Here is a 22887-nt window from a genome sequence, read left to right on the forward strand (position 1 = left end):
GTTAGGTGCCAATTGCGCATACATTTGTAGGCAAATGGCCTGCAGTGCCAAGGAAACAATTCATGTCGGTCGCAGCAAGGGCAATTCGCGCAACACGCGACTTTTCCGTCCCTACGGACAAGATCGATCATCTGCGCAGTCTGGGTTTCAGTAGCGAAGAACTCTATCGTATCGTTGCCCCCCGCCGCACGCTGGCGCGTCGCAAGGAACATGCCGAGCCGCTTTCGCCAGCTGAATCCGACCGCGCCCTGCGCCTTGAACGCATCGCCGAGCAGGCGGATCGGGTATTCGGTAGCCATGAGAAAGCCCAGCGTTGGCTGAGAAGCGAGATCATAGCATTGGATGGTGCAAGGCCGATCGATCTCCTTGAGACAGAGACCGGCGCCCACGTCGTTTCCGAAGAGCTTATCCGTATCGACTTTGGCATGCTTGCCTGACGATGCGCATCTGGCGCATCTCCAGTTTCGCGGATCTCTCGGGTCGTGGCGGAACGCTCGTTGATGGAAGATGGAACAGGCGCGGAATGCCCATCGTCTATTGCACCGACCACCCTTCGACGGCACTGCTGGAGATACTGGTGCATGCGACGCGCGAAACCGTTCCGGAAACCTACCAGCTTATCGAAATCGACGTTCCGGACGGAATAGAAATGACCGAACCGGTTATTCAGGACGGCTGGGACAAGGACATGGAATCGACACGGCGACAGGGCACGGACTTTCTCTCGGCCAATCGTTACGCGCTCATGAAAATTCCTTCGATCATAATGCGCAAGGCAAACAACTATCTGCTCAACCCGACCCATGACGATGCGTCACGCATTACGATTGCGGGCCTATACCATTATCCGTTCGACAGCCGTTTGATCAAATGAGCCGACGCCCGCCCGCTCACATCGAGAAATCGAAGCGGTAGGTTGTCGACACGCCGATCGTGAACTGGTTGCGATCGCCGCGCTCCTTGACCAGGCTGGAATCGCCGGCCGGGCCCATCAGGCGGGAATATTCGCCGAACAGACTGGCCGTCATCGGCTCGGTCACCTTCCAGGTCACCGCGCCGCCCAGGCCCGCCGACTTCACCCCGCCACCGGGATGATATTCGCTGAGCCCCGAGGCCAGGGACTCCTCGGCATCAACGCCGTAATAGGCGTCGAAATAGTCCGATGAGGCGAATGAAACGCGCGGCCCGCCCGAAATCCTGACATCGGGCGTCACATCGTAAAAGGCGTCGGCGGCGATGTCGGCGACAAAGCCGTTATGGGCGCGAATGCCATGCCGCAATTCGGCGCGGGCACGCAGCCAATCCAAAGGATAGAATTCGAAGAAGCCGCCGGCCTCGCCGCCCCAGCGCACCGGGTCGAGGCCCTTCAACTCGTCGGCATCACCACCGTCGCGGGAAAACAGGAACTTGCCTGTCAGGCCGGCGCGGACGCCGCCATCGTCGATCAATGCCAACGAGATATTGTCGTTGCGCGAGGTGAAGCGCGCCGCGGGACCAGCTTTGCCGAGCGAGATGATCGGCGAGGCGCTGAGCAGGTACTTTTTGCCGCCTTCGAAATTCGGGGCAACCATGCCGGTGGCGCCGACCGTCAGGTACCAGTCTCCGGACATCCAGCCAAAGGTGCCCTCGCCTGCCTTGGCAACGCCGCAGGCGCCGAGCATGAATGCGGCCAAGACCGTCGGGACAGACCGCATCATTACTCCATACGTCGAACGCGTTGACGAACACTATCAGCCTTTATCCAAGCCATGGCGCCAGTTCGGTAAAATTTGACTTAATGTCCGTAACGTTGGCGGCATTGGCCGGGCTGTTTTCCGCATTGCAGCGAATTGTACTGGCGCACCAAGATTCCAGATCAAGACGTTTGGAATGCGCCAGCAGCTGCCTCGGCAGGGGTTATAAATATTCGCGGGCAAACATGCCCGCGCTGTGAAGAGCGCGCCGACCGGCACCCAGCCCCGCATTCCAAACCGGCCAAGCGTGAATCATATGCGGCCAAATTTCGAGACGTACTTTGACGTCAGCCGCGCCAGCGGCTTCCGCGAGCCGAGTTGCGTCCGACAACAGCGTCTCGGCCGAACCGACTTGTATAAGCATTGGGGGAAATCCGCTCAGATCGGCGAACAAAGGCGAGATCAGCGGATCGCGCCGACCAACGCCATTGGGAACATAGGCGGTTGCCAGTTCCCCCAAATACGCCCGGTGGATGATAGGGTCGATTGCGTCCTTGGTTGATAGTGTCGCGCCGGACATCGAAAGGTCCGTCCAGGGCGAACACAGCCAAAGACATCGCGGCAACCGCTCGCCTGCCGTGCGCAATATACTGACCAGGCACAGGGTGAGATTGCCGCCCGCACTGTCTCCCCCAACCACGATGCGATCCGGCGCGATGCCTTGCCGCCTCAGAAAGCGCCATGCGGTGAGTGCGTCTTCATGTTGCGCAGGGAAAGGATGTTCCGGCGCGCGTCGATAGTCGATCGCGAGGGTGCGCATTCCCATTGCCCGACCTGCCTCGGTCACCATTCGACGATGACTTTTAAGAGAGCCGGAGCAGTAGCCGCCACCGTGGAAAAAGAGCAGAATCTTATCCCTGTCACTGCCAGGCGCCAGGGACCACTCTCCCTCGAGGCCATCGAAAACCACATGCTCGCATCGGATGTCCTCCGCGACCGGCCAGACCGAACCGACTTCGTCGAGCCGTGCCCGGCGTTCGTCCCAGCGGACCGTTCGTGGTTTTGACGTCAACAGCCTGCGGATGGCATTGATCTCCAGCAGATCGCGGTGTTCGTCCATATCGCTCATTTTGCTTCCCCAGCCTCATCAAGCGTAGAAAACGGTATACAGCAGCAGCCGCACGTCATCGATAAAGGGCCAATTCCAGCGCTGGCAATTTTTCGTTTCACTTGCGCCATGGCGAATACACGGGACGACGGGGGTCGCCCGTAAACCCGCTTGTCATCTTTTAGCGCTGGCCCACCGCTGCACACGATCGAATATTCCATCTGGTATTTGGCCGCTTCGGATAAAAAGCGAAGGTCTGGCAAGCGGATCGCTCGGGAGTGTTGCGCTCACAGCCTGCTCGCTGGACGGGCAAGGCGATCGGCGCTACCTTTCGGAACAAAGAAGCTAGGCAACCTTGACGGAGAAGGGCAATGACCGTGCACAGCGATGCCATGAAAGACGCCATTGGCCAGACGCGGGCGAAGTGGGGATGGTTCGTCGCGCTCGGGGTGCTGCTGCTCATCTTCGGCGGCATTGCTTTCGGCAATCTGTTCATCGCAACCGTCGCCTCGGTTTATGTCGTCGGCTGGCTGATGCTGATGGCCGGCATTGTCGAGATCATCCATGCCTTCGGCGTGAAGACATGGGGCCGCTTCTTCTATTGGCTGCTCAGCGGGCTTCTCTACGCCGTCGCCGGGTTCTTCGCCTTCTACAATCCACTGCTGGCCTCGGCGGTGCTGACATTCCTCCTGGCGGTCGCGCTGCTTGCCTCAGGCGTGCTCAGGGCCTGGGTCGGCTACAGCCACCGGCCGCAGCCGGGCTGGGGCTGGGTGGTCACGGCCGGCGTCATCAGCGCGCTGGCGGGACTGGTCATCGCCATGGGTTGGCCGTTCAACAGCGTGTGGGTGCTCGGCCTGTTCCTAGCCGTCGACCTGATTTTCCAAGGCTGGACCTTCATTGCCGTCGGCCTGGCGCTGAAGAGATAAATTGTGATCGACATGGCGGATTGCAGGACGCCGACAGGTAATGCTCGTCGTTCATTTCTATCGCATACCTTCGAGATTGGCTGAAATCCCCAGCTTCATCATCCCAGGGCGAAGCGACGCGGACGACGACGGCGCGGGTTGTCAAAACGCGATCGCGCGGTCCAGCCCGGAAAGCGGCCTGACGCCGGCGAGCAGTGCCTTCGCCTCGGCCTCGTCACGCTTCATCTGGGCGACCAGCGCGTCAAGCCCGTCGAACTTCACCTCCGAGCGCAGGTAGCCGAAGAAGGACACGGCACAAATCTCGCCATAGAGGTCGCCGGAAAAGTCGAAGACGAAGGTCTCCAGCAATGGCGCGCCATTGTCGTCGACCGTCGGCCGGCGGCCGAAGCTGGCGACGCCATCATGAAGGGAACCGTCGGCGCGGCGGAAGCGGACGGCATAAATCCCTTCCTTGAGGGTGGCTTCCGGCGAAAGCCTCATGTTTGCGGTCGGAAAGCCGAGTGTCCGGCCGAGCTGCTGGCCGCCGATCACCTCCGCCTCGACGGTGAAACGGTAGCCGAGCAAGCCGGCGGCCTCGGCCACATTGCCCTCGCACAGCAGCGTGCGTATGCGGCTCGACGACACCACCTCGGCGCTTTCGTCGCGAAACGCATCGACCAGCGTGACGCCGAAGCCGTGGCGCTCGCCGGCAGCCATCAGATAGGCCGGACCGCCCTGGCGGTCCTTGCCGAAATGGAAATCGAAGCCGGTGACGGCGTGGCTTATGCCGAGGTTGCGCTCGAGCACGCCGGTGACGAAAGCCTCCGCCGACAAGGAGGCGAACTCGCGTGTGAACGGCTGCTCGACCAGCGCCGCAAAGCCCAGATGCGACAACAGCCGCGCCTTCATCGGCGGCGGTGTCAGCACGAACAACGGCATGTCCGGCCTGAAAACCTTTCGCGGATGCGGTACGAAGGTCAGCACCAGGGCGGGTACGCCGCGACGCTCCGCTTCGGCGCGCGCGCGTTCGAGCACCGCCTGGTGGCCGCGGTGGACGCCGTCGAAATTGCCGATAGCCACCACGCCGCCGCGCAGATGGGCCGGCAGCGGTGCGGTTGCGGAAATGCGTTCGAACATTGCCGTCATGGCTTGAACCTATTGCAGTCTGGGAATCACCGCGACCGGCCTGTAGCCGTATTTTTCCAGAAAGGCCGCGAGCCTAGCCGGATCCGGCTGCAGCGTCTCACCGTAATCGCGGGCATGGATGCCGCCCGATACGTAGAGCACGTCGAAGCCATTGTCGGCCGCGCCCTTGATGTCGGTCATCATGCCGTCGCCGATGGCCAGAACTTGCGAACGCTCGACCGGGCGGCCGAGAATGACGGCGACCTCCTTCATGGCGACGTCATAGACCGGCGCGTACGGCTTGCCGGCGATCAGCGTGCGTCCGCCAAGCTGTGCGTATTCGCGGGCCAAAGCGCCTGCGCACCAGATCATGCGTTCGCCGCGCTCGACGACGATGTCGGGATTGGCGCAGATGAAGGGCAGGTTCCTGGCACGCAGCCGCCGCAGAAGATCGGCATAATCTTCCGGCTTCTCCACCTCGTCGTCGAACAGGCCGGTGCAGACCACGCCGGATGCTTCGAACTCCTCGACGAGCTCGACGTCGAGGCCCTCATAGAGCGTGAAATCCCGATCGGCGCCTATATGGAAGATCTTTCGCGGCCCTTCGACGATCAGATCGCGGGTAACGTCGCCGGACGTTACGACACGGTCATAGGCAGCGGGAGGAACGCCGATGGCGTTCATCTGCGCCACCACGTCGGCGCTGCGGCGCGGCGAATTGGTGATCAGCACGACAGGTATTCTCGCCGCGCGAGCAGCGATCAGCGCGGCAGCCGCCGCCGGGAAATGCCATTCGCCATTGTGCACCACGCCCCAGACGTCGCACAGTATGGCTGAATAGGCTCCCGACAAGTCTGCGAGCGAACCGATGATGTCGGGCGAATCCGCCATGCCGTTGTCCCTGTACCATGATGCTTGCAAGCGCCGCGACCGACGGTCCGTAGCGGCCGGCCCGGATTAACCGAAGCGCTTCGCCCTGTCACCAGCTTTCATTGTGTCCGCAAGATTGTCGTCCGGGAACTAAGGCAGGAGGCCCGGCGCACTGGCGCAAAGGCTCCTGCCCTCATGCCCTTGCGGATGATGGAAGCATGTGGTGAGTGTTCCCATCCGGAGATGCGCTCTTGCCTGAACCCGCCAACCACCTTGCCTTCGCGCTGGTCTGCCTCGGCATGGTGCTGACGCCCGGCCCGAACATGATCTATCTGATCTCGCGCTCGCTGTCGCAGGGGCCGAAGGCCGGGCTGATCTCGCTGGGCGGCGTGGCGCTCGGTTTCTTGTTCTATGTGCTGTCGGCGGCGTTCGGCATCACCGCGCTGCTGCTCGCCGTACCCTTTGCCTATGATGTGCTGCGCCTTGCCGGCGCGCTCTATTTGCTGTGGCTCGCCTGGCAAGCGGTGAAGCCCGGCGGGCGCTCGCCCTTCCATATCCGCGAACTGCCGAAAGACAGGCCGCGCAAGCTGTTCGCGATGGGCCTGATGACCAACCTGCTCAACCCGAAGGTGGCAGTGCTCTATCTGTCGCTGCTGCCGCAATTCATCAGCCCCGGCAAGGGCCACGTGCTGTCGCAGCTTCTAGTGCTCGGTGCCACGCAGGTAGCGATCAGCCTGACCGTCAACGCCATCATCGCGGTGACGGCCGGCTCGATCGCGGTTTTCCTCGCCGGGCGGCCCTTATGGATGGTGATCCAGCGCTGGATGATGGGCACGGTGCTGACCGCGCTGGCCGTCAAGATGGCAACCGACGCGCAACGCTGATCGGTCCTACATCGGCCGCCTGACCTGCTCCGCCCGCTCCGGTTCGACCACCCTGCGATAAAGATGCCAGGTCGCGTGGCCAAGGATGGGCATGACGACGGCAAGCCCGGCAAATAGCGGGATCGAGCCGATGACCAGGAGCACGGCGACCATCAGGCCCCACAGCGCCATCTGCAGCGGGTTTGTCAGGACGGCGCGCGCCGACGTCTCGACTGCCGAGACCGCGCCGACATCGCGGTCCAGCAGCAGCGGAAAGGCGACGACGGTCGTCGCCAGAACGATCGCGGCGAAAGCGAACCCGGCCAGGTTGCCGAGCAGGATCAGCTTCCAGCCCTTGCTGGTCGTCAGCACCTCGCGAATAAAGCCGGCAATAGAGGCCGGAGGCTGATTGCCGTACAGGCCGGTGTAGATCGACTGCGCGGTGAACAGCCAGAGCAGGAACAGTACCAGCAGCATAATACCGATGACTGCAATCGCGGGGAGCGCCGGCGAGTGGCGCACATCGAGCGCATGCCACCAGGATGTATCCATGCCGAACTCGCGCCGGCGGCTGATTTCGTAAAGGCCGATAGCCGCGAACGGACCGACCAAAGCGAAGCCGGACATCAGCGGATAGATGAGCTGGATGGCGTTCGAGCCCGAGGTCCACTGCGTCAGGATCAGGCCGACCACCGGATAGATCAGGCACAGGAACACATAATGCGACGGCTTGGCCCAGAAATCCTCGACGCCGAGACGGAGCGCATCAATCAGATCCTCGGTGCTGATGCGGCGCACCGTGGGCTGTACATGCATTCCACGTGCATCAGCCATGACATGAAAGCCGGCCATAACCTTTCTCCCGTGTGTCGGGGCGGTCACCGCCAGGATGGCCGCCTGCAGCTGCCACTTCAAGAACGGTGACATGATAGCCGATCTGGGCGTGCTTGTCGCCAGCGCCCGGCGCCAGGGCGCCGGGCGCTGAGCGAACAGTTACGCCGCGAAGCGATCGATCACCTCGGCCAGCGGCAAGTGACCGAAGCAAGCGCCTGACCCGGCGAGCTTTTCGCCAGCCTCGACAGCGAGCGCGTATTGCACGGCCGGATCGGCTTCGATGCGGCGGCGTAGCGCCGCCAACTTTGGGTAAGCGGCGCCGTCGACCGCCTGGTGGAATTCCGCCCAGCGCGCCACGCCGATCAACGTGGTGTCGGCAAGCGTCAGCCGCTCGCCGATCAGGAAATCCGTGTCGAGGATCATCGCCTCAAGCTGGTTATGGCGGTTGGTAACGACCTTGCGGCCGAAATCACGTAAAGTCGCCAGCAGCACCGGTTCGGCCGACTCCATTTCATATGCCGCCCAGAGCGGGGTGAAGGCGGCGGTGAAGCCGGTGTTTATGAAGGCGACCAGCTGGTGCATCCGGTCGGCCTCCGGCGAGCGAGGATCGAAGCTGATACGGCGTTGCGTATCGCGGGCTTCGAGCCAGGCGGCAATCGCCATGGTCTCGGTGAGTACCCTGCCCTCGTCCGTGATCAACACCGGCGTTTCCTGACGGCCGTTGATGCTGGCATAGGCCTCGTTCTTCATCTCAGTGAGCATGTCGACACGACACAGGCGATAGGGTTGTCCGAGGCGTTCAAAAGCAGCGACAAGCCCCATCGAACTTCCCAGCGGGAAGCCGTAAAGGAGAATAGGTTCCATTTCTTTGTCTCTTCCATGTTAGGGGTCACGCTGCGCAGCGAAACTTGACCCTAAACGCTGGTCGCCCCATGTAAATTAGGCACTATTCTGTAACCAGGTCCCCGCCATGAAAGATGTCGTCTCACGCTGCCCGATCGAGGAGACCATGCGTGTGCTCAGCGGTCGATGGCCCACCTTGCTGCTCTATTATCTCAAGGATGGTACCAAGCGCTTCAGCGATTTGAGGCGTGACAACCCGGCAGTGTCGCACCGCATCCTGGCGCTGGAACTGCGCAAGCTGGAGGAAGCCGGGATCGTGCGGCGAACGGCGCATGTCGGCTATCCGCTACACGTGGATTACGACCTCACGGAGCCCGGCCTCAAGCTTGTGCCGCTTATCGACGCCCTGGGCGACTGGTGGGAACATACCGAAGACGATCGGGCCGGCCGGGTTTCATCGACGCCGGAAACCAAACTCGTGGCGGCGGAATAGCCGACCGGCGATCACCGCGCCGCAAAGAACTGCCGGCGAGAGCCCAGCGCGCGCCAAGCCGTTCATACATTAGATCCCGCAAGACCAAGCGACCGGCTTATATGGCGCGCCATTGTGGCCGGCCAAACCGGGCAAGGCGCGGGCCATCCAGCACCAACTCCTGTAGCATGGCTCGCCAATCCCGATTCACCTGACCCGCCGTTCGATCTCATTGCCCGATCAGATCGGCTGACCATGCTGGATGGCTGTCGCTTTCGACTCTGACGTGAATGAAGAGCCTACTTATCCTCTTGAAGTTTCTCCTGAGACTTTGCCATTTGATCGTCTCCAAGTTCCATATTGTGCATCGTTGCAATCAACCATTCATCGTGATCCCGCGTCGCCACTACGCTGATTAATCCGAGCCGACGCGGCCATTCGTTTCCCATCGGATCGAGTGCGCCAGTCATGGACCACCGCAGGTCGAGCGTGGCAACATCAGGGCGAACAAGCCTGTTCCGCACGCTTTCCGCGGATAGGTGGCTGTGCTTGAACATCTTCTCAAAAATTGGGGCATGGAACTGCTCGATCTTGTCACGTCCAGTCGCCTGCATACCGAAGACGTTTGTAAATTCGGCATCTGCCGCGAATACGGCGGCAAAGGCGCGAGCATCGTGACGATTCCAAGCTTCGATCAGCCTGTGCGCGACACTTTCCACCCCTTCAGTTCGGACGTTGCCGGCAGCCATGCTGACCTCCTGTCATATAGTTCGGTTGCCATACTATATGGACACCATATAAGTTTGGAAAGATGGATAATCCGCCATACACGCAGTCTCTGCTTCTCTATGCTTATCAATCGTCGGCGAGCGCTTTGGTCCAGGTTCTCCGGGAGAGCGGCCATTCGGCAATCAAGCCCAAACACGGCGCTTTATTCGCCAACATCGACGCGGAGGGAACCCGACCCAGCGTCCTCGCAGAGCGTGCGGGCATTGGCAAAGCATCGATGGGTGAGTTGATCGATGAACTGGAGCGCCTCGGTTATGTTCGGCGCTCGCATGATCCGAACGACCGACGGGCCAAATTAATCGTTGCAACTGACGCGGCGCTTGCGGTGATCCGGACCGTCCACGATTTCAATCAGCGTCTCGAAGACCAATACCGGAGGCTGCTTGGTGCTCAGGCGTACGAATCGCTCCGGTCGTCACTGCAAGCGATATCCCCCAGAGAAAATTTGCAACCGAGGATACCTCGCCAGCGCTCGTGAAGCCGCAGAGATGGGGCAAAAGAAACTGTCTGTCCGTGCCTGACTGGTATCGAGCCGGAAACCATCATCACGCATTTTCACCGCCCCGCCCGGCAAAAGCCATGATCGCGCTTATGTCAGGCGGGCATGACCGTTACGAAAATCGAAAATTATGGGGCCCAACCAAGCCTAAGCAGGCGCGTGCTGCTCAGAGCTGCCGGCCTTGGCGCCCTTGCCGGGCTCGTCGCCTGCGCCACCGTGCTGCCCACCGGCGAAGGCGCCGGTGTCTCTGCCTCCGCCGCTGGCACGCTGGCCGGCATCCGCGCTTCGGCGGGTCTCGGGCCGCTTGTCCCCGATGCGCAGCTCGAGCAGGCAGCGCTGCAGCAGGCCGGCTATATGGCGCGCGGCGGCCGAATGAACCACACCACCGGCTGGGGCAAGGACTTTGCCTCGCGCGTCAAAGACAATGGCATTGCCGGCGCTGCCGCCGAAAACATCGCCGAAGGCCGCTTCGACCAGCAGAAGCTGTTTGATATCTGGGTGCATTCGCCAGGCCACCGCCGCAACATGCTCGACCCGCGCTTCACCCGCTTCGGTCTCGCTTACGTGCGCGACGGCCGCGACAGCACGCTTCGCTACTGGTGCCTTGTGCTCGGCAGATAACTTCCGCCATTTGGTCGGCGGAAGCCTGCTGACGACCGATTCGTCAGTCTTTGCGGCCGCCGCCGAGCAATTCCTCGATGTCCTGCGCGCAAACCGGCCTGCTGAAATGATAGCCCTGCATTTCGTCGCAATTGTTCCTGCGCAGGAAAGCAACCTGATCATCTGTCTCAACGCCCTCGGCGATGACCCTCAGGTTGAGATTTTGCCCCAATGAAATCACCGCGCTGGCCACGGCCTGATCGTTCTCGTCGGCGGCGAGATCCTTGATAAAGGACTTGTCGATCTTCAGCCGCGCCACGGGAAAGGTCTTGAGTGCGCTGAGGCTGGAATAGCCGGTGCCGAAATCATCGATCGAGATCTGGACACCCAGGCTTTGCAGGGCGTTCATGGTGGCGACCGCCAGCTCGATATCCTGCATGATAAGGCTCTCGGTCACCTCCAGCTCGAGATACCTGGCCTCCAGGCCGCTGTCCTTCAGCGCGCTGACGATGCGATCGATCAGGTTGCGCTCCCTGAATTGCCGCGCCGACACGTTCACGCAAACGGTCAAGGGCGGCAGTCCCGCGTCTTGCCAGGCTTTGTTCTGCCGGCACGCCTCATGCAGAACCCAGTCGCCGATCGGTACGATCAGACCTGTCTCCTCGGCGGTCGGGATGAACATCGTCGGCATTACCGTGCCAAGCGTTGGATGGTTCCAGCGTATCAGCGCCTCGACCGCAAAAATCCGACCTGACCGAAGGTCCACCTGCGGCTGGTAGAGCAGCGTGAATTCCGAACGCGCCAAGGCGTTTCGCAACTCTTCCTGAAGCACGAATTTTTCATGCGCCCTGGTGTTGAACTCGGGAGCGTAAAACTGGAAATTGTCGCGGCCGAACTCCTTGGCGCGATACATGGCCGCATCGGCATTTGCCAGCAGCGTATCGGGATCCGTTCCATCCTTGGGATAATTGGCAATGCCGATGCTGGCCGTCGCCCGCACCAGATGTGCTCCGAGCCGAACCGGCTCGGCAAGTGCAGCCCTGAGCTTTTGCAACGTCTCGGAAACGAGATCAACGTTCGCCGGCTGGTCGAACAGCACGATGACAAATTCGTCACCGCCAAGCCGCACGACGGTATCGGTCGCCCTTACGCAGTCGACCATGCGACTAGCGACGGTCTTCAGAAGCTCGTCGCCGGCATTGTGGCCGAGCGTGTCGTTGACGAATTTGAAATTGTCCAGATCGATGAACACCACCGTCACCCAGCGATCGTATCGCTGGGCGTACAAGACCGCCTGTGAAAGCCGATCCTCCAACAAGGCGCGATTGGGAAGCCCGGTCAGCACGTCATGGTTGGCCATGAAGTGGATCCGGTCTTCGGCCTGTTTGCGTTCGATGGCGATCCCGGCGATGCGCGTGGTGAAATCGATGAGGCGAGTCTCGGCCTCGGTCGGTTCGCGCACCGTCATCGAATACATCGCAAAGACGCCAAGCACGGCGCCCTGATGCGACAGGATCGGGGTCGACCAGCATGAACGCAAACCGTGCGGCCGCGCGAGTTCGCGATAATCCTGCCAAAGCGGATCGCGCATGATGTCAGCGACGATCACCGGCTCGCGCCGATAGACTGCGGTTCCGCAAGACCCTGCTCCGGGGCCGACCGCGGCGCCGTCGACGGCGTCGGTGTAGTCTCTCGCCAGGCTGGGCGCGGCGGCGTGACGCAAGTGGCTGCCATCCTTGTCGAGCAGCAAGACCGAACCGAATATCCCCGCCAGTTGGGATTCGACCAGACGCATGAGCCGCTCGAGCACATCTTCGAGGGGAGCGCTCTTTGCGATCATCTCGAGGATATGCGCCTGCCCGTCGCGCAGGATTTCGGCCTGCTTGCGCGCAGTGATGTCGCGGGCAATGCCGACGAGGCCGAAAATGTTGTTTTGAACGTTGCGCAACGGCAGTTTCGTCGACAGGAACCATTTGCCGGTGCCTGACGCATCGATGACGAACTCTTCCTCGTCGATCATCGGTTGTCCGTCGCGCATCAGTTGCTGCTCGATGAAGCGAAATTTCTGCGCAAGTTCCGGCGCATGAAGGTCGAAGTCGCTCAGACCGATCATGTCGCTCGTACTGTCCCGACCGCTGTCGGACGCAATGGCTCGGTTCGCGACGACGAAGCGGCTCTCGGTGTCCTTCACCCACATGTAGTCAGGCACCAGGTCGATCAGCGTCTGCAAGGAGATACGCTCGTCAACGACCAAGCGATTGGCGCTGAGCTCGCTGATGTCCTCGTGCGTGGCCACCCAGCCGCCGTCAGGCATCGGTTGATGGCAGACCTGAATTGTCCGGCCATCGGCGAGCTCGGCTGTCCAGTTCCCCGAAGCCGTGCCCGAATTGACTGCCCGGGCCAACCCCAGATAGGCGTCCGCATTCATTGCCGAGGTCCCGACAGCGACGCGCCGCTCGACGATTTCGCGCAGCGCCACACCCGGCTGCAATTGCTCCGGTGCAAGGCGATAGATTTCCGCGTAGCGTCGGTTGCACAGGATCAGCCGTTCATCGGCGTCAAAGAAACAGATGCCTTGCGAGATGTTCTCTATCGCGGTCTGGAACCGCAGTGCCTGGTCCTGAAGCGCCGCAATCGTGGCGCGAAGGGGAGGACTTCGTACGAGGTAGTCGCCAGTTTTGCCAGCGTCGTCAGATTGGCGGACTCGGGCGCTGCGGCGGTTTGCCTGGATGATTTCGTGGCCAAACACAATTCCTCCCGCTGATGCTTGAGGCAAGCAATGGAGGCTCGCCTTCAACCCAAAAGCGAGTGCATATTGGTCCGGATATACTAATGGCAGGTGAACCTGGCTCAACGCGACGCGACCGGGACAGCCAACGGAAACCTCGAGCCGGTCGCGGTTGCCGTAAGCCCTGAGGCTTAGTCCATATGCGCGGCAGGCGCCCCACCGGCGGGCGGCGCGGCCTTTGGCTTGCGCAGCAGGAAAACAAACGGAATGGCAAGCAGCGTCATCATCATCAGCAGCTTGAAGTCATTGACGTAGGAGATCATCATCGCCTGTACATTGACCATGCGATCCATCAGCGACAGCGCCGTCGGATCGCCGCCCGCCGCTGCCGGCGATGCCGCCCAGAGGTTGGGATTGAACGGATTGATGTAGGCCGAAAGCTCGGCATGGTTGATCTGCGTGTTGCGTACCAGCAAAACCGTCACCACCGACACGCCGATCGACGAGCCAAGGTTGCGCACCAGGCTGAACAACGCCGTGGCATCGGTGCGGAAGCGTGCGTCGAGCGTGGCGAAGGCTACAGTCGACAGCGGCACGAACACCATGCCCATTCCCAGGCCCTGGATGACGCCGGAACTGAGGATCAGCCAGTCGTCCATCTGCGGCGAGAAGCTGGACATCGTGTAGAGCGATTGCGCGGTCAGCAGGAAGCCGATGACGACGAGGATCCTGGCATCGATCCTGTGCATGATCCGCCCGACGAACAGCATCGCGATCATCGTGCCGACACCGCGCGGTCCCAGGACAATGCCGATGGTGAGGGTCGGATAGCCGAAGATGGTCGACAGCATTGGCGGCAGCAGCGACATGCTCGCCAAGATGAGCACGCCCATGACAAAGATGAACGCCAGCCCGGTGACGAAATTGCGATCGAGGAAGATCTTCGGGTCGATAAAGGGGTGCTCCGCCGTCAATGTGTGAATGGTGAACACCCAGAAGCCGGTGATGGAAAGACCGAGCTCGATCCATATCTCGATCGAGGAAAACCAGTCGACCTCGCCGCCGCGATCGAGCATCAGCTGCAGCGCGCCGACACCGAGCGAGAGCATGGTGAAGCCGAAGAAATCGAAGCTGCGCACCCGCCGGGCGACGCTGGGAAGATACGCCGCCATGCCGAGGAAGGCGATGATGCCGACCGGCAGGTTGATGAAGAACACCCAGCGCCAGTTGAAGTTCTCGGTCAGCCAGCCACCCAGCGTCGGGCCAAGGATCGGTCCCAGCATGATGCCGGCGCCCCAGATGGCCATGGCTTGGCCGTGGCGTTCCCTAGGGTTGATGTCGAGCAGGAAGGTCTGCGACAGCGGCACGATGGCGGCGCCGAACACGCCTTGCATGAGCCGGAACAAAACGATGGTCTCCAGGCTCCAGGCGATGCCGCACAGCATGGAGAAGACGGTGAAGCCGACCACGGCCGTCAGGAACAGCTCCTTGCGACCGAAGCGGTCGGCAAGCCAGCCGGTCACCGGCGTCATGATCGCCGCGGCAACGATGTAGGAGGTCAGCACCCAGTTGATGTTGTCGGGGGAGGCGCCGAGATCGCCGGTCATGGTCGGCAGCGCAACGTTGGCGATCGTCGTGTCGAGCGCCTGCATGATCGTCGCAAGCATGAGCGCGACTGTGATCAGGCCGCGCTGCGGTACTTCGCGAAAGGGTTCTGGGCTGCTCATGACGTAAAACTTCCAGCAGGTAACAAAAACGTGTACATTGGGTTTCCGGACGGCGAGGCCCTCGCCGTAGAGAGACCCTCATCGCGGTGGGACGCGAGCATCGATGTGGGGGTTACATCAACTGAGCGTCTCGACAAGCGGGCGCCTGCCGCCCGGAAACCTGAGAACCGAAGATCCTGCGCGGAGTTGTCTGCTCAGGCAGGTTACAGCGCAGCCCGTTTACGCATTCAACTTTTCCTGCGCCTCCTTCGGACCAATCCTGCATCCATCTCACTGTTTGCTATGCGGCCGCTGTTCGGCCTCCTTACTTGGCCTCGCCTGCCGTGGCGCCGCGGAAAATGCTCGGCAGCCCGCGGGAAACGCCGGTGTCCACCGTGACCGTAGCGCTCATGCCGGTGCGCAGCGCCGCCTTGGCGTCGGCATCGGCCAATTCCAGGCGGACCGGAATGCGCTGTGTGACCTTGACCCAGTTGCCGGTGGCGTTCTGCGCAGGCAGCAGCGAGAACTCGGCCCCGGTGCCGGCGCCGATCGCCTTGACGGTGGCTTCGAAGGTCTTGCCCGGATAGGTATCGACTACGATTTCGGCCTTCTGGCCTGGCTTCATGTTGGTGAGCTGGGTTTCCTTGAAATTGGCGTCGACCCAGGTGTCGCCTGTCTCGACCAGCGAAAACAGCGGCGTGCCCGAACCGACATACTGGCCAACCTTGAACGAAGCGGCCTGGCTGATGATGCCGTCGGCAGGCGCCTTGACCTTGGTCTGGACCAGATCGTAGGCCGCCTTGTCGCGTGCGGCGAGCGCCGCCATTACCGTCGGATGCTTGTCGGTTTCGATGTCGGGATTGCCGCCAAGTGCCGCCTTGGCGCTGACGATCCCCTGCTGGGCTACGGCCAGCTGCTGCTTGGCCTTGTCGAGGTCGTTCTTGGCTTCGTCCAGCGACGACTTGGCGTTGATGCCCTTCTGGGCAAGGTCGGCGGCGCGGTCATATTGAGACTGCGCGTACTGGACCTGGCTTTCGTCGGACTTCTCCTGCGCCAGCGCCCGGCTGTAGGCCGCACGCAGTTGCTCGACATTGAGCCGCGCGCCGGCCACCGCCGCGTCGGCCTGGGCCAACGCGATCCGATAGGGCTCGGGATCGATGGCGAACAACACGTCGCCCTGCTTGACAGACTGGTTGTCGAAAATGTCGACCTGAACGATGCGGCCCGCCGTATCGGCGGCTATCAACACCTTGGCCTGCTGCAGATTGGCGTTCTCGGTCTCCTGATAGCGGCCGCCGGTCACCCAGACATAGCTGCCGCCGGCGATCAATGCAGCGGGCAGCACAAACATCAAAAGGAAGCGGCCGGCACGGCGCTTCTTCTTCGGCACCACCGGCGCCGGAGCTACCTGCGGAGCGACCGTCACCGGAGCTGCCGCCGGCTTCGCGGGAGCTTCCATCTCCAGCTTGGCCGCATTCTCATCTAGTTTGGCTACCGCGTTCATGTTGCTGCGCCTTCCGTATTCTTCACTTTTTCCGAGGGCGGCGTCTCACCATCTGCAAGATTCTGCACCATTGTTTCCAGCGCCTTGACCAGGACGCGGCGATCTTCCGGCGAAACGCCGACGAGCGATTCCTCATAGACCTCGCCGGCAAGGCTCTTGACGTGGGCATAGGCCGCGTTCGCCTTGGCGGTCGGGAAAATCATGCGCACTCGCCTGTCCGTTGCGTCGGGACGGCGCTCGATCCAGCCGCCCTCCTCCATTCGATCGACAAGACGCGAGACGCTGATCGGCTCGATTTCGAGAAGCTCGGCAAGCCGCGCCTGCGCGACCCCCGCCTCCTTGGCGACACGTACCAGAAGCCGCCATTGCGCTGAAGAAAGGCCGAAACCACTGGCGCGCGCCTCGAAGCGCTTGCGCATCAGGCGCTGCACGTCGTGGATCAAAAAGCCCAATCTGTCGATGCCGTCGGAAACCATGAGCGACATATATAATAAGCGTGCTCATAATTCAAGGAGCCCGATTGTGCCAGAAGCCGGTAAGTGTGCATGGCAATCGGTGCAGGGCGATCGTGGTTAGCAATTTATTACGCCGGGCGCTTGTGACGAGCATGCGGAAGATCGGCGTTCAGATGCTCAGACTATCGATCTCACCCAGGCGGAAAAGGCTTCGATATGCGCTTGTCGGGGGTGATTGGCTACGCCAGCAAGGTAAAAGCCATAGCCTGGCAGAGAGAGATCATGTGCCTTGACCAGCCTGCCAGCCTCGAGTTCGCCACTGACGACCACATCGCTGCAGATAGCGATGCCTTGGCCTGCCGCTACCGCGTCAATCGCGTGCAGCTCTTCGCGGAAACTCAAGTCCCATGGCCGGTTGGCATTGGGGATGCTGGGATCGATCGAGCGTGCGATCGCCAGCCATCGCTGCCAGGTCGGCGCTTCCGGGTCGCGGTTCGTCCAATTGAAATGGATGAGCGGGTATTGCAGCAGATCGGCGGCGCGCTCGATCTGTCGGTGTCCTCCTGCCAGCAGATCCGGGCTGCATACCGGAAAGAATGCGTCCCGAAAATTTCCTGCGCGGGAACGTCCCGCGGCATCCTGCGCGCATAGCGGATCGCAACGTCGGCGTCACCGGCTTGCAGGTCCAGAACGGCGTCTGTCCCGATGATCTCCAGTGGAATGTTCGGATGCTGTTCGCGCCACTTCGACAGGCGCGGAACCAGCCATCGGCTGGCAAATGCATTTGGGCTCGCACGCGCAACGGACGTTGGCCAACACCGGCCGAGGCTGATGCGATTGCCGCAGCGAAAGCGTCGAAGCCGCTGCAAATTACCGGGAATAGCCGTTCGCCCACGCCTGTGAGCACGAGCGGTCGTGGGCGCCGCCGGAACAGCAGTTGCCCACAGACCTCCTCCAGCAGTCGAATCTGGTGGCTGATGGCCGTTGGCGTCACTCCGAGTTCCGTCGCGGCCTTCCTGAAGCTCATCAGCCTGGCAGCGGCTTCGAAGGCGCGAAGCGATCCGAGCGGCGGAAGTTTTCTCATCCACGCAGTTTAGATGAATTTAGCTCATCCAGCGACTGAGATATTCGATTTTGCAGCGAATGGCGCCGCATGAGATCATTGATCCGACACATGTCGGTGAACGAAAGCGGCCTGTCCAACCGTGCCGGATCGCGAAGGGTCGATGAGCATGTTCAAGCTTATGGATGGTTCCGGGCCGACGTTGCATGCGCCAGATATCGCTCGGCTCAGGCAGGCGATCCGCGGCGATCTGATCCTTCCGGACGACCCTGGCTATGACCAGGCGCGCAGAGTTTGGAATGGCATGGTCGATAAGAGGCCGGCGGCTGTGTTCTATTGCGCCGAATCCAGCGATGTCGTCGCGGCGGTCAACTTCGCCCGATCACAAGGCTTCCTCGTCGCCGTCCGCGCCGGTGGCCATAACGTCGCCGGCAGTTCGGTATGCGACGGCGGCGTGGTGATCGACGTGTCCCGCATGAAGCGGATCGAAGTCGACCCGATCCGCCGTGTTGCGCGCGCAGAAGCCGGCTTGAACCTGGGCGAGTTCGACGCAGCCACACAGGCCCATGGTCTCGCGACGACCATGGGTGTCAACGCGGATACCGGCATAGCCGGACTGACACTCGGCGGCGGGTTCGGCAAGCTTGGCCGCAAACATGGACTGAGCTGCGACAACCTTGTCGCTGTCGAAATCGTGACGGCGGACGGCCGGTTGCTCACGGCAAACGCGGCCGAAAATGCAGATTTGTTCTGGGGCATCCGGGGCGGCGGCGGCAATTTCGGAATAGTCACGACCTTCGAATACAAGCTCCATCCCGTGGGTCCGCTCCTCATCGCGGGATCGATGCTATACCGCTACGAAGAGGCACGCGATGCGATGCGGTTCTATCATGCGTTCTCGAGCGGCGCCCCGGATGAGCTGAGCCTGGATGCAGCACTTGTGACGGCGCCCTCGGGCGAACGCTTCTTCAGCATATCGGCGTGCTACATCGGCCCACTCGACGAGGGCCAGCAAATCATTCAACCTCTGAGAGAATATGGCACGCCGGTTGAGTGCCAGATTGCTCCTGTCCCCTATCTTCAAATTCAATCGGCCGGGGATAGCCTCTTTCCGCGCGGGCGGCGCTACTACTGGAAGGCGCAGTTCATGCGCGAAATCACAGATCAGGCGATCGATGCCATGCTTGCGGCTTACATGACCGCACCCCGCGAGTCGCTTCTGGTCCTGCAGCAGGTTGGCGGCGCCATCTCGCGAGTACCGATGGATGAAACGCCCTATGCCAACCGAGATGCTCTTTACGATTGTTTCCCGATATCGATCTGGGACAATCCGTCTGACGACGAAACGCACATCCGATGGGCGCGTGACCTGTGGGATGCAATGAGACCGTTCTCGACCGGCGGCGTCTACGCCAACAATCTCGGCGAAGAGGGCATTGATCGGGTTCTGGCGGCTTACCGCGAGAATTATCCGAGGCTGGCCGCGCTAAAAAACAAGTATGACCCCACCAATCTCTTTCGCTTGAACCAAAACATTAAGCCTGCGACCTGAGCGACCGCAGGCCGATGCTCGAAATTCTGCGGCGCTGCTATAACTCCAAATTCCAGTTCTGGCCGACCAGGTCCTTGCCGAAGGAATGGTGGCGCTCCTCGTCGGTCAGCTTGAACCCGGCCGCCTCGTAGATGCGGCGCGCCGAGGTGAGCACGTCGTTGGTCCACAGCGTCAGTGTCCTGTAACCCTTGGTTCGAGCAAAGCCGATGCATTCCTCGACCAGCCGCCTGCCGATGCCGAGACCGCGCGCCGAAGGCTCGACATAGAGCAGGCGCAACTTCGCCACCGCGTCCGACTGGCGCACGACGAAGACCGAGCCGACGACCTCCCCTTCCCGCTCGGCGATCCAGCTGCGTTCCCATTTCGGATCGAAGGATTTGACGAAGGCACCAAGGATTTCGGCGACCAGCGCTTCATAGGTTTCGTCCCAGCCATATTCCTGCGCGTAGAGCAGGCCCTGGCGATGGATGATCCAGCCGATGTCGCCGACTTGCAGAGACCGCAGCATATAGGGAACTTTGGGCTCGGCACTTCCGCCCAGCAGACGCTGCACCGTCTGCATGGCCCTGACCAGCCTGTCCTGTTCGGCAGCCGAAAGCCGTTCGAGCAAAGCCGCGACCTGTTCGTGCGAACCCTGGTTCAGCGGCGCGAAGGCCTGCCGCCCGGCCTTGGTCAGCGCGATCGACGAGCGCCGCGCATCCGCCTCGATCGTGGCGCGCTCGACCAGATCACGCTCCTCGAACTTCTTCAGCAGCCGGCTGAGATAACCGGCATCGAGGCCGAGATCGCGCGCAAGCTCGGTGGCGGTCAGGCCATCGCGATGCGCCAGCTCATAGAGCACCCGGGCTTCGGTCAGCGAGAAGTCGCTTTTCAGCAAGCCTTCCTCGAGCAACCCGATCTGGCGGGTGTAGAAGCGGTTGAAGGCCCGCACCGCGTCGATCCGCTCCTTGCCTGGGTGATGATGAATGGTCATGGCATCCTCCTGCCCGGCAAGATCAGCCATTTAGTTGACTTAGTCAAGTATCCGTTTGAAGCAATCGTCCTGAGAATGGTCACCGGGCGTCTTGACTCGCGCGGGCTGCCAGCCTATTTCAGCGCCACGTTAGCACTCCCCCAAGATGAGTGCTAACCACATGTCCGGCGCCGCCGGACGGAGGAACTGTTCTCACCATTCTCATCGAGGAATAAAAAATGGCAAAGTCGAAGTTCCGCCCGCTTCATGACCGCGTGGTCGTTCGTCGGGTCGAATCCGAATCCAAGACCGCGGGCGGGATCATCATCCCCGATACGGCTAAGGAAAAGCCGCAGGAAGGCGAGATCATCGCCGTCGGTTCCGGCGCCCGCGACGAAGCCGGCAAGCTCGTCCCGCTGGACGTCAAGGCCGGCGACCGCATCCTGTTCGGCAAGTGGTCGGGCACCGAAGTCAAGCTCAATGGCGAAGACCTTCTGATCATGAAGGAATCCGACATTATGGGCATCATCGGCTGAATATCGGCCTCACCCTCATTTAAATCTTCGGGCTTAATCCAAGCCCCTGCCAGGAGCTGAAAATGGCTGCCAAAGACGTAAAATTCTCCCGCGACGCTCGTGAGCGCATGCTGCGCGGCGTCAACATCCTCGCCGACGCGGTGAAGGTCACGCTCGGCCCCAAGGGCCGCAACGTCGTCATCGACAAGTCGTTCGGCGCACCGCGCATCACCAAGGACGGCGTTACCGTCGCCAAGGAAATCGAGCTTGAAGACAAGTTCGAGAACATGGGCGCGCAGATGGTCCGCGAAGTTGCTTCGAAGACCAACGACATCGCCGGCGACGGCACCACGACCGCGACCGTTCTGGCGCAGTCGATCGTCCAGGAAGGCCACAAGGCGGTTGCCGCCGGCATGAACCCGATGGACCTCAAGCGCGGCATCGACCTCGCCGTCGCCGACGTCGTCGCGACGCTGATCAAGAACGCCAAGAAGATCAAGACCTCGGAAGAGGTTGCCCAGGTCGGCACCATCGCCGGCAATGGCGATGCTTCGGTCGGTTCGATGATCGCTGAAGCGATGCAGAAGGTCGGCAATGAGGGCGTCATTACCGTCGAGGAGGCCAAGACCGCCGAGACGGAGCTCGAAGTCGTCGAAGGCATGCAGTTCGACCGCGGCTATCTCTCGCCCTACTTCGTCACCAATGCCGAAAAGATGGTTGCGGATCTGGAAGACGCCTACATCCTCCTCCACGAGAAGAAGCTCTCCAACCTGCAGGCCATGCTGCCGATCCTCGAGGCTGTCGTGCAGACCTCGAAGCCGCTGGTCATCATCTCCGAAGACGTCGAAGGTGAGGCCCTTGCCACGCTGGTCGTCAACAAGCTGCGTGGCGGCCTGAAGATCGCTGCCGTCAAGGCGCCGGGCTTCGGTGATCGCCGCAAGGCCATGCTGGAAGACATCGCCATTCTCACCGGTGGCCAGGTCATCTCCGAAGACCTCGGCATCAAGCTCGAGAATGTCGGCCTCAACATGCTCGGCCGCGCCAAGAAGGTGTCGATCTCCAAGGAGAACACCACCATCGTCGACGGCGCCGGCAAGAAGGCCGAGATCCAGGGCCGCGTCGCCCAGATCAAGCAGCAGATCGAGGAGACCACCTCGGACTACGACAAGGAGAAGCTGCAGGAACGTCTCGCCAAGCTGGCGGGCGGCGTTGCCGTGATCCGCGTCGGCGGTGCGACCGAAGTGGAAGTCAAGGAAAAGAAGGACCGCGTCGATGACGCCCTCAACGCGACCCGCGCGGCCGTCGAAGAAGGCATCGTTCCGGGCGGCGGCGTCGCACTGCTGCGCGCCTCGCTGACCATCAAGGCAACCGGTGCCAACTCCGACCAGACCGCGGGCATCGCTATCGTGCGTCGCGCGCTGCAGGCTCCGGCCCGCCAGATCGCGTCCAACGCCGGTGCGGAAGCATCGATCGTTGCCGGCAAGATCCTCGAGAACAAGGGCGCGACGTTCGGCTACAACGCCCAGACCGGCGAATATGGCGACATGATCGCCATGGGTATCGTCGATCCGGTCAAGGTTGTGCGCACGGCTCTGCAGGACGCGGCCTCGGTCGCCGGCCTGCTGGTCACCACCGAAGCCATGATCGCGGAGGCTCCGAAGAAGGAGTCGGCTGGCGGCGGCATGCCTGGCGGCATGGGCGGCGGCGGCATGGGCGGCATGGGCGGCATGGACTTCTAAGAAGTCTATAAAGCACGCCCATGAACTCACGTTGCTCAAGCCCGCAAGCGGGCTTGAGTGGCGGCATGGACTTCTAAGAAGTCCATAAAGCA

General features: G+C 61.6%; 22 protein-coding genes and 2 pseudogenes. 10 read left to right on the plus strand and 14 right to left on the minus strand.

The features are described from left to right. Positions 1–62 precede the first annotated feature (62 nt). Together NKH42_RS28790 and NKH42_RS28795 are read left to right on the plus strand one after the other, a co-directional pair. Positions 63–437: an Xre family toxin-antitoxin system antitoxin gene (locus NKH42_RS28790; protein ID WP_352479906.1), complete on the plus strand. Its 375-nt coding sequence runs from the start codon at positions 63–65 to the stop codon at positions 435–437. A gap of 2 nt (positions 438–439) precedes the next feature. Next, complete coding sequence (locus NKH42_RS28795) at positions 440–874, plus strand: RES family NAD+ phosphorylase (protein ID WP_352479905.1); 435 nt, start codon at positions 440–442, stop codon at positions 872–874. A 16-nt stretch (positions 875–890) separates the two neighbouring features. On the opposite strand, the gene NKH42_RS28800 is transcribed toward NKH42_RS28795, so the two are convergent. Beyond that, positions 891–1697 carry a MipA/OmpV family protein gene (locus NKH42_RS28800; RefSeq protein WP_502896144.1) on the minus strand — a complete coding sequence of 269 codons (807 nt, stop codon included), beginning with the start codon at positions 1695–1697 and terminating at the stop codon, positions 891–893. 199 nt (positions 1698–1896) lie between these two features. Continuing rightward, complete coding sequence (locus tag NKH42_RS28805) at positions 1897–2802, minus strand: alpha/beta hydrolase (protein WP_352508896.1); 906 nt, start codon at positions 2800–2802, stop codon at positions 1897–1899. 350 nt (positions 2803–3152) lie between these two features. On the opposite strand from NKH42_RS28805, the gene NKH42_RS28810 reads away from it, so the two are divergent. After that, positions 3153–3707 carry an HdeD family acid-resistance protein gene (locus tag NKH42_RS28810; RefSeq protein WP_254817426.1) on the plus strand — a complete coding sequence of 185 codons (555 nt, stop codon included), beginning with the start codon at positions 3153–3155 and terminating at the stop codon, positions 3705–3707. A 141-nt stretch (positions 3708–3848) separates the two neighbouring features. Here NKH42_RS28810 and NKH42_RS28815 read toward each other — a convergent pair whose 3' ends face one another. Both NKH42_RS28815 and NKH42_RS28820 read right to left on the minus strand, forming a co-directional pair. Continuing rightward, positions 3849–4832: a bifunctional riboflavin kinase/FAD synthetase gene (locus tag NKH42_RS28815; protein WP_254817425.1), complete on the minus strand. Its 984-nt coding sequence runs from the start codon at positions 4830–4832 to the stop codon at positions 3849–3851. A 9-nt stretch (positions 4833–4841) separates the two neighbouring features. Then, complete coding sequence (locus NKH42_RS28820) at positions 4842–5702, minus strand: TIGR01459 family HAD-type hydrolase (protein ID WP_352508895.1); 861 nt, start codon at positions 5700–5702, stop codon at positions 4842–4844. A 230-nt stretch (positions 5703–5932) separates the two neighbouring features. Between NKH42_RS28820 and NKH42_RS28825 the strand changes: the two genes are divergently transcribed. After that, positions 5933–6565 (plus strand): LysE family translocator, encoded by a 633-nt coding sequence (locus NKH42_RS28825; RefSeq protein ID WP_352479901.1) that lies wholly within the window; start codon positions 5933–5935, stop codon positions 6563–6565. Between the two features lie 6 nt (positions 6566–6571). On the opposite strand, the gene NKH42_RS28830 is transcribed toward NKH42_RS28825, so the two are convergent. Together NKH42_RS28830 and NKH42_RS28835 are read right to left on the minus strand one after the other, a co-directional pair. After that, entirely contained in the window at positions 6572–7396 is an 825-nt protein-coding gene (locus tag NKH42_RS28830; RefSeq protein ID WP_352508894.1) for a DUF2189 domain-containing protein, read from the minus strand. A 141-nt stretch (positions 7397–7537) separates the two neighbouring features. Then, complete coding sequence (locus NKH42_RS28835; RefSeq protein WP_352508893.1) at positions 7538–8242, minus strand: glutathione S-transferase family protein; 705 nt, start codon at positions 8240–8242, stop codon at positions 7538–7540. A gap of 106 nt (positions 8243–8348) precedes the next feature. Between NKH42_RS28835 and NKH42_RS28840 the strand changes: the two genes are divergently transcribed. Further along, the gene (locus NKH42_RS28840; RefSeq protein ID WP_352508892.1) at positions 8349–8714 is read left to right on the plus strand and encodes a winged helix-turn-helix transcriptional regulator; all 366 of its coding nucleotides are present in this window, start codon (positions 8349–8351) and stop codon (positions 8712–8714) included. Positions 8715–8992: 278 nt separating this feature from the next. Here the strand turns inward: NKH42_RS28840 and NKH42_RS28845 are convergent, their stop codons facing one another. Further along, positions 8993–9442, minus strand: coding sequence for an SgcJ/EcaC family oxidoreductase (locus tag NKH42_RS28845; protein WP_352508891.1), 450 nt, complete (start codon positions 9440–9442; stop codon positions 8993–8995). 62 nt (positions 9443–9504) lie between these two features. Here NKH42_RS28845 and NKH42_RS28850 point away from each other — a divergent pair, with 62 nt between their 5' ends. Beyond that, a complete protein-coding gene (locus NKH42_RS28850; RefSeq protein WP_352508890.1) occupies positions 9505–9960 on the plus strand; it encodes a MarR family winged helix-turn-helix transcriptional regulator in 456 nt (151 codons plus the stop codon). Positions 9961–10086: 126 nt separating this feature from the next. After that, a complete protein-coding gene (locus NKH42_RS28855; RefSeq protein WP_352508889.1) occupies positions 10087–10602 on the plus strand; it encodes a CAP domain-containing protein in 516 nt (171 codons plus the stop codon). Between the two features lie 43 nt (positions 10603–10645). Here the strand turns inward: NKH42_RS28855 and NKH42_RS28860 are convergent, their stop codons facing one another. From NKH42_RS28860 to NKH42_RS28885, 6 genes and pseudogenes are all read right to left on the minus strand, one after another. Continuing rightward, the gene (locus NKH42_RS28860; protein WP_352974684.1) at positions 10646–13330 is read right to left on the minus strand and encodes an EAL domain-containing protein; all 2685 of its coding nucleotides are present in this window, start codon (positions 13328–13330) and stop codon (positions 10646–10648) included. Positions 13331–13500: 170 nt separating this feature from the next. Further along, positions 13501–15036 carry a DHA2 family efflux MFS transporter permease subunit gene (locus NKH42_RS28865; protein ID WP_352508887.1) on the minus strand — a complete coding sequence of 512 codons (1536 nt, stop codon included), beginning with the start codon at positions 15034–15036 and terminating at the stop codon, positions 13501–13503. A gap of 304 nt (positions 15037–15340) precedes the next feature. Continuing rightward, complete coding sequence (locus NKH42_RS28870; protein ID WP_352753370.1) at positions 15341–16519, minus strand: HlyD family secretion protein; 1179 nt, start codon at positions 16517–16519, stop codon at positions 15341–15343. Continuing rightward, positions 16516–16995 (minus strand): MarR family winged helix-turn-helix transcriptional regulator, encoded by a 480-nt coding sequence (locus NKH42_RS28875; RefSeq protein ID WP_352508907.1) that lies wholly within the window; start codon positions 16993–16995, stop codon positions 16516–16518. The genes NKH42_RS28870 and NKH42_RS28875 overlap by 4 nt, the downstream gene beginning before the upstream one ends. 156 nt (positions 16996–17151) lie before the next feature. After that, positions 17152–17843: pseudogene (locus NKH42_RS28880) on the minus strand (LysR substrate-binding domain-containing protein). Between the two features lie 77 nt (positions 17844–17920). Further along, a pseudogene (locus tag NKH42_RS28885) lies at positions 17921–18058 on the minus strand (LysR family transcriptional regulator); the annotation flags it as partial. A gap of 142 nt (positions 18059–18200) precedes the next feature. Between NKH42_RS28885 and NKH42_RS28890 the strand changes: the two are divergent. Continuing rightward, entirely contained in the window at positions 18201–19589 is a 1389-nt protein-coding gene (locus tag NKH42_RS28890) for an FAD-binding oxidoreductase (RefSeq protein ID WP_352508885.1), read from the plus strand. Positions 19590–19626: 37 nt separating this feature from the next. Here the strand turns inward: NKH42_RS28890 and NKH42_RS28895 are convergent, their stop codons facing one another. Continuing rightward, entirely contained in the window at positions 19627–20562 is a 936-nt protein-coding gene (locus NKH42_RS28895) for a bifunctional helix-turn-helix transcriptional regulator/GNAT family N-acetyltransferase (protein WP_352508884.1), read from the minus strand. Between the two features lie 218 nt (positions 20563–20780). On the opposite strand from NKH42_RS28895, the gene groES reads away from it, so the two are divergent. After that, positions 20781–21077, plus strand: coding sequence for a co-chaperone GroES (groES, locus tag NKH42_RS28900; protein ID WP_006203049.1), 297 nt, complete (start codon positions 20781–20783; stop codon positions 21075–21077). A gap of 62 nt (positions 21078–21139) precedes the next feature. Next, positions 21140–22795 (plus strand): chaperonin GroEL, encoded by a 1656-nt coding sequence (gene groL / locus NKH42_RS28905; protein ID WP_352649698.1) that lies wholly within the window; start codon positions 21140–21142, stop codon positions 22793–22795. The last annotated feature ends 92 nt before the right edge of the window (positions 22796–22887 follow it).

The organism is Mesorhizobium sp. M1142 (genome assembly GCF_040318565.1).
Lineage (GTDB): Bacteria > Pseudomonadota > Alphaproteobacteria > Rhizobiales > Rhizobiaceae > Mesorhizobium.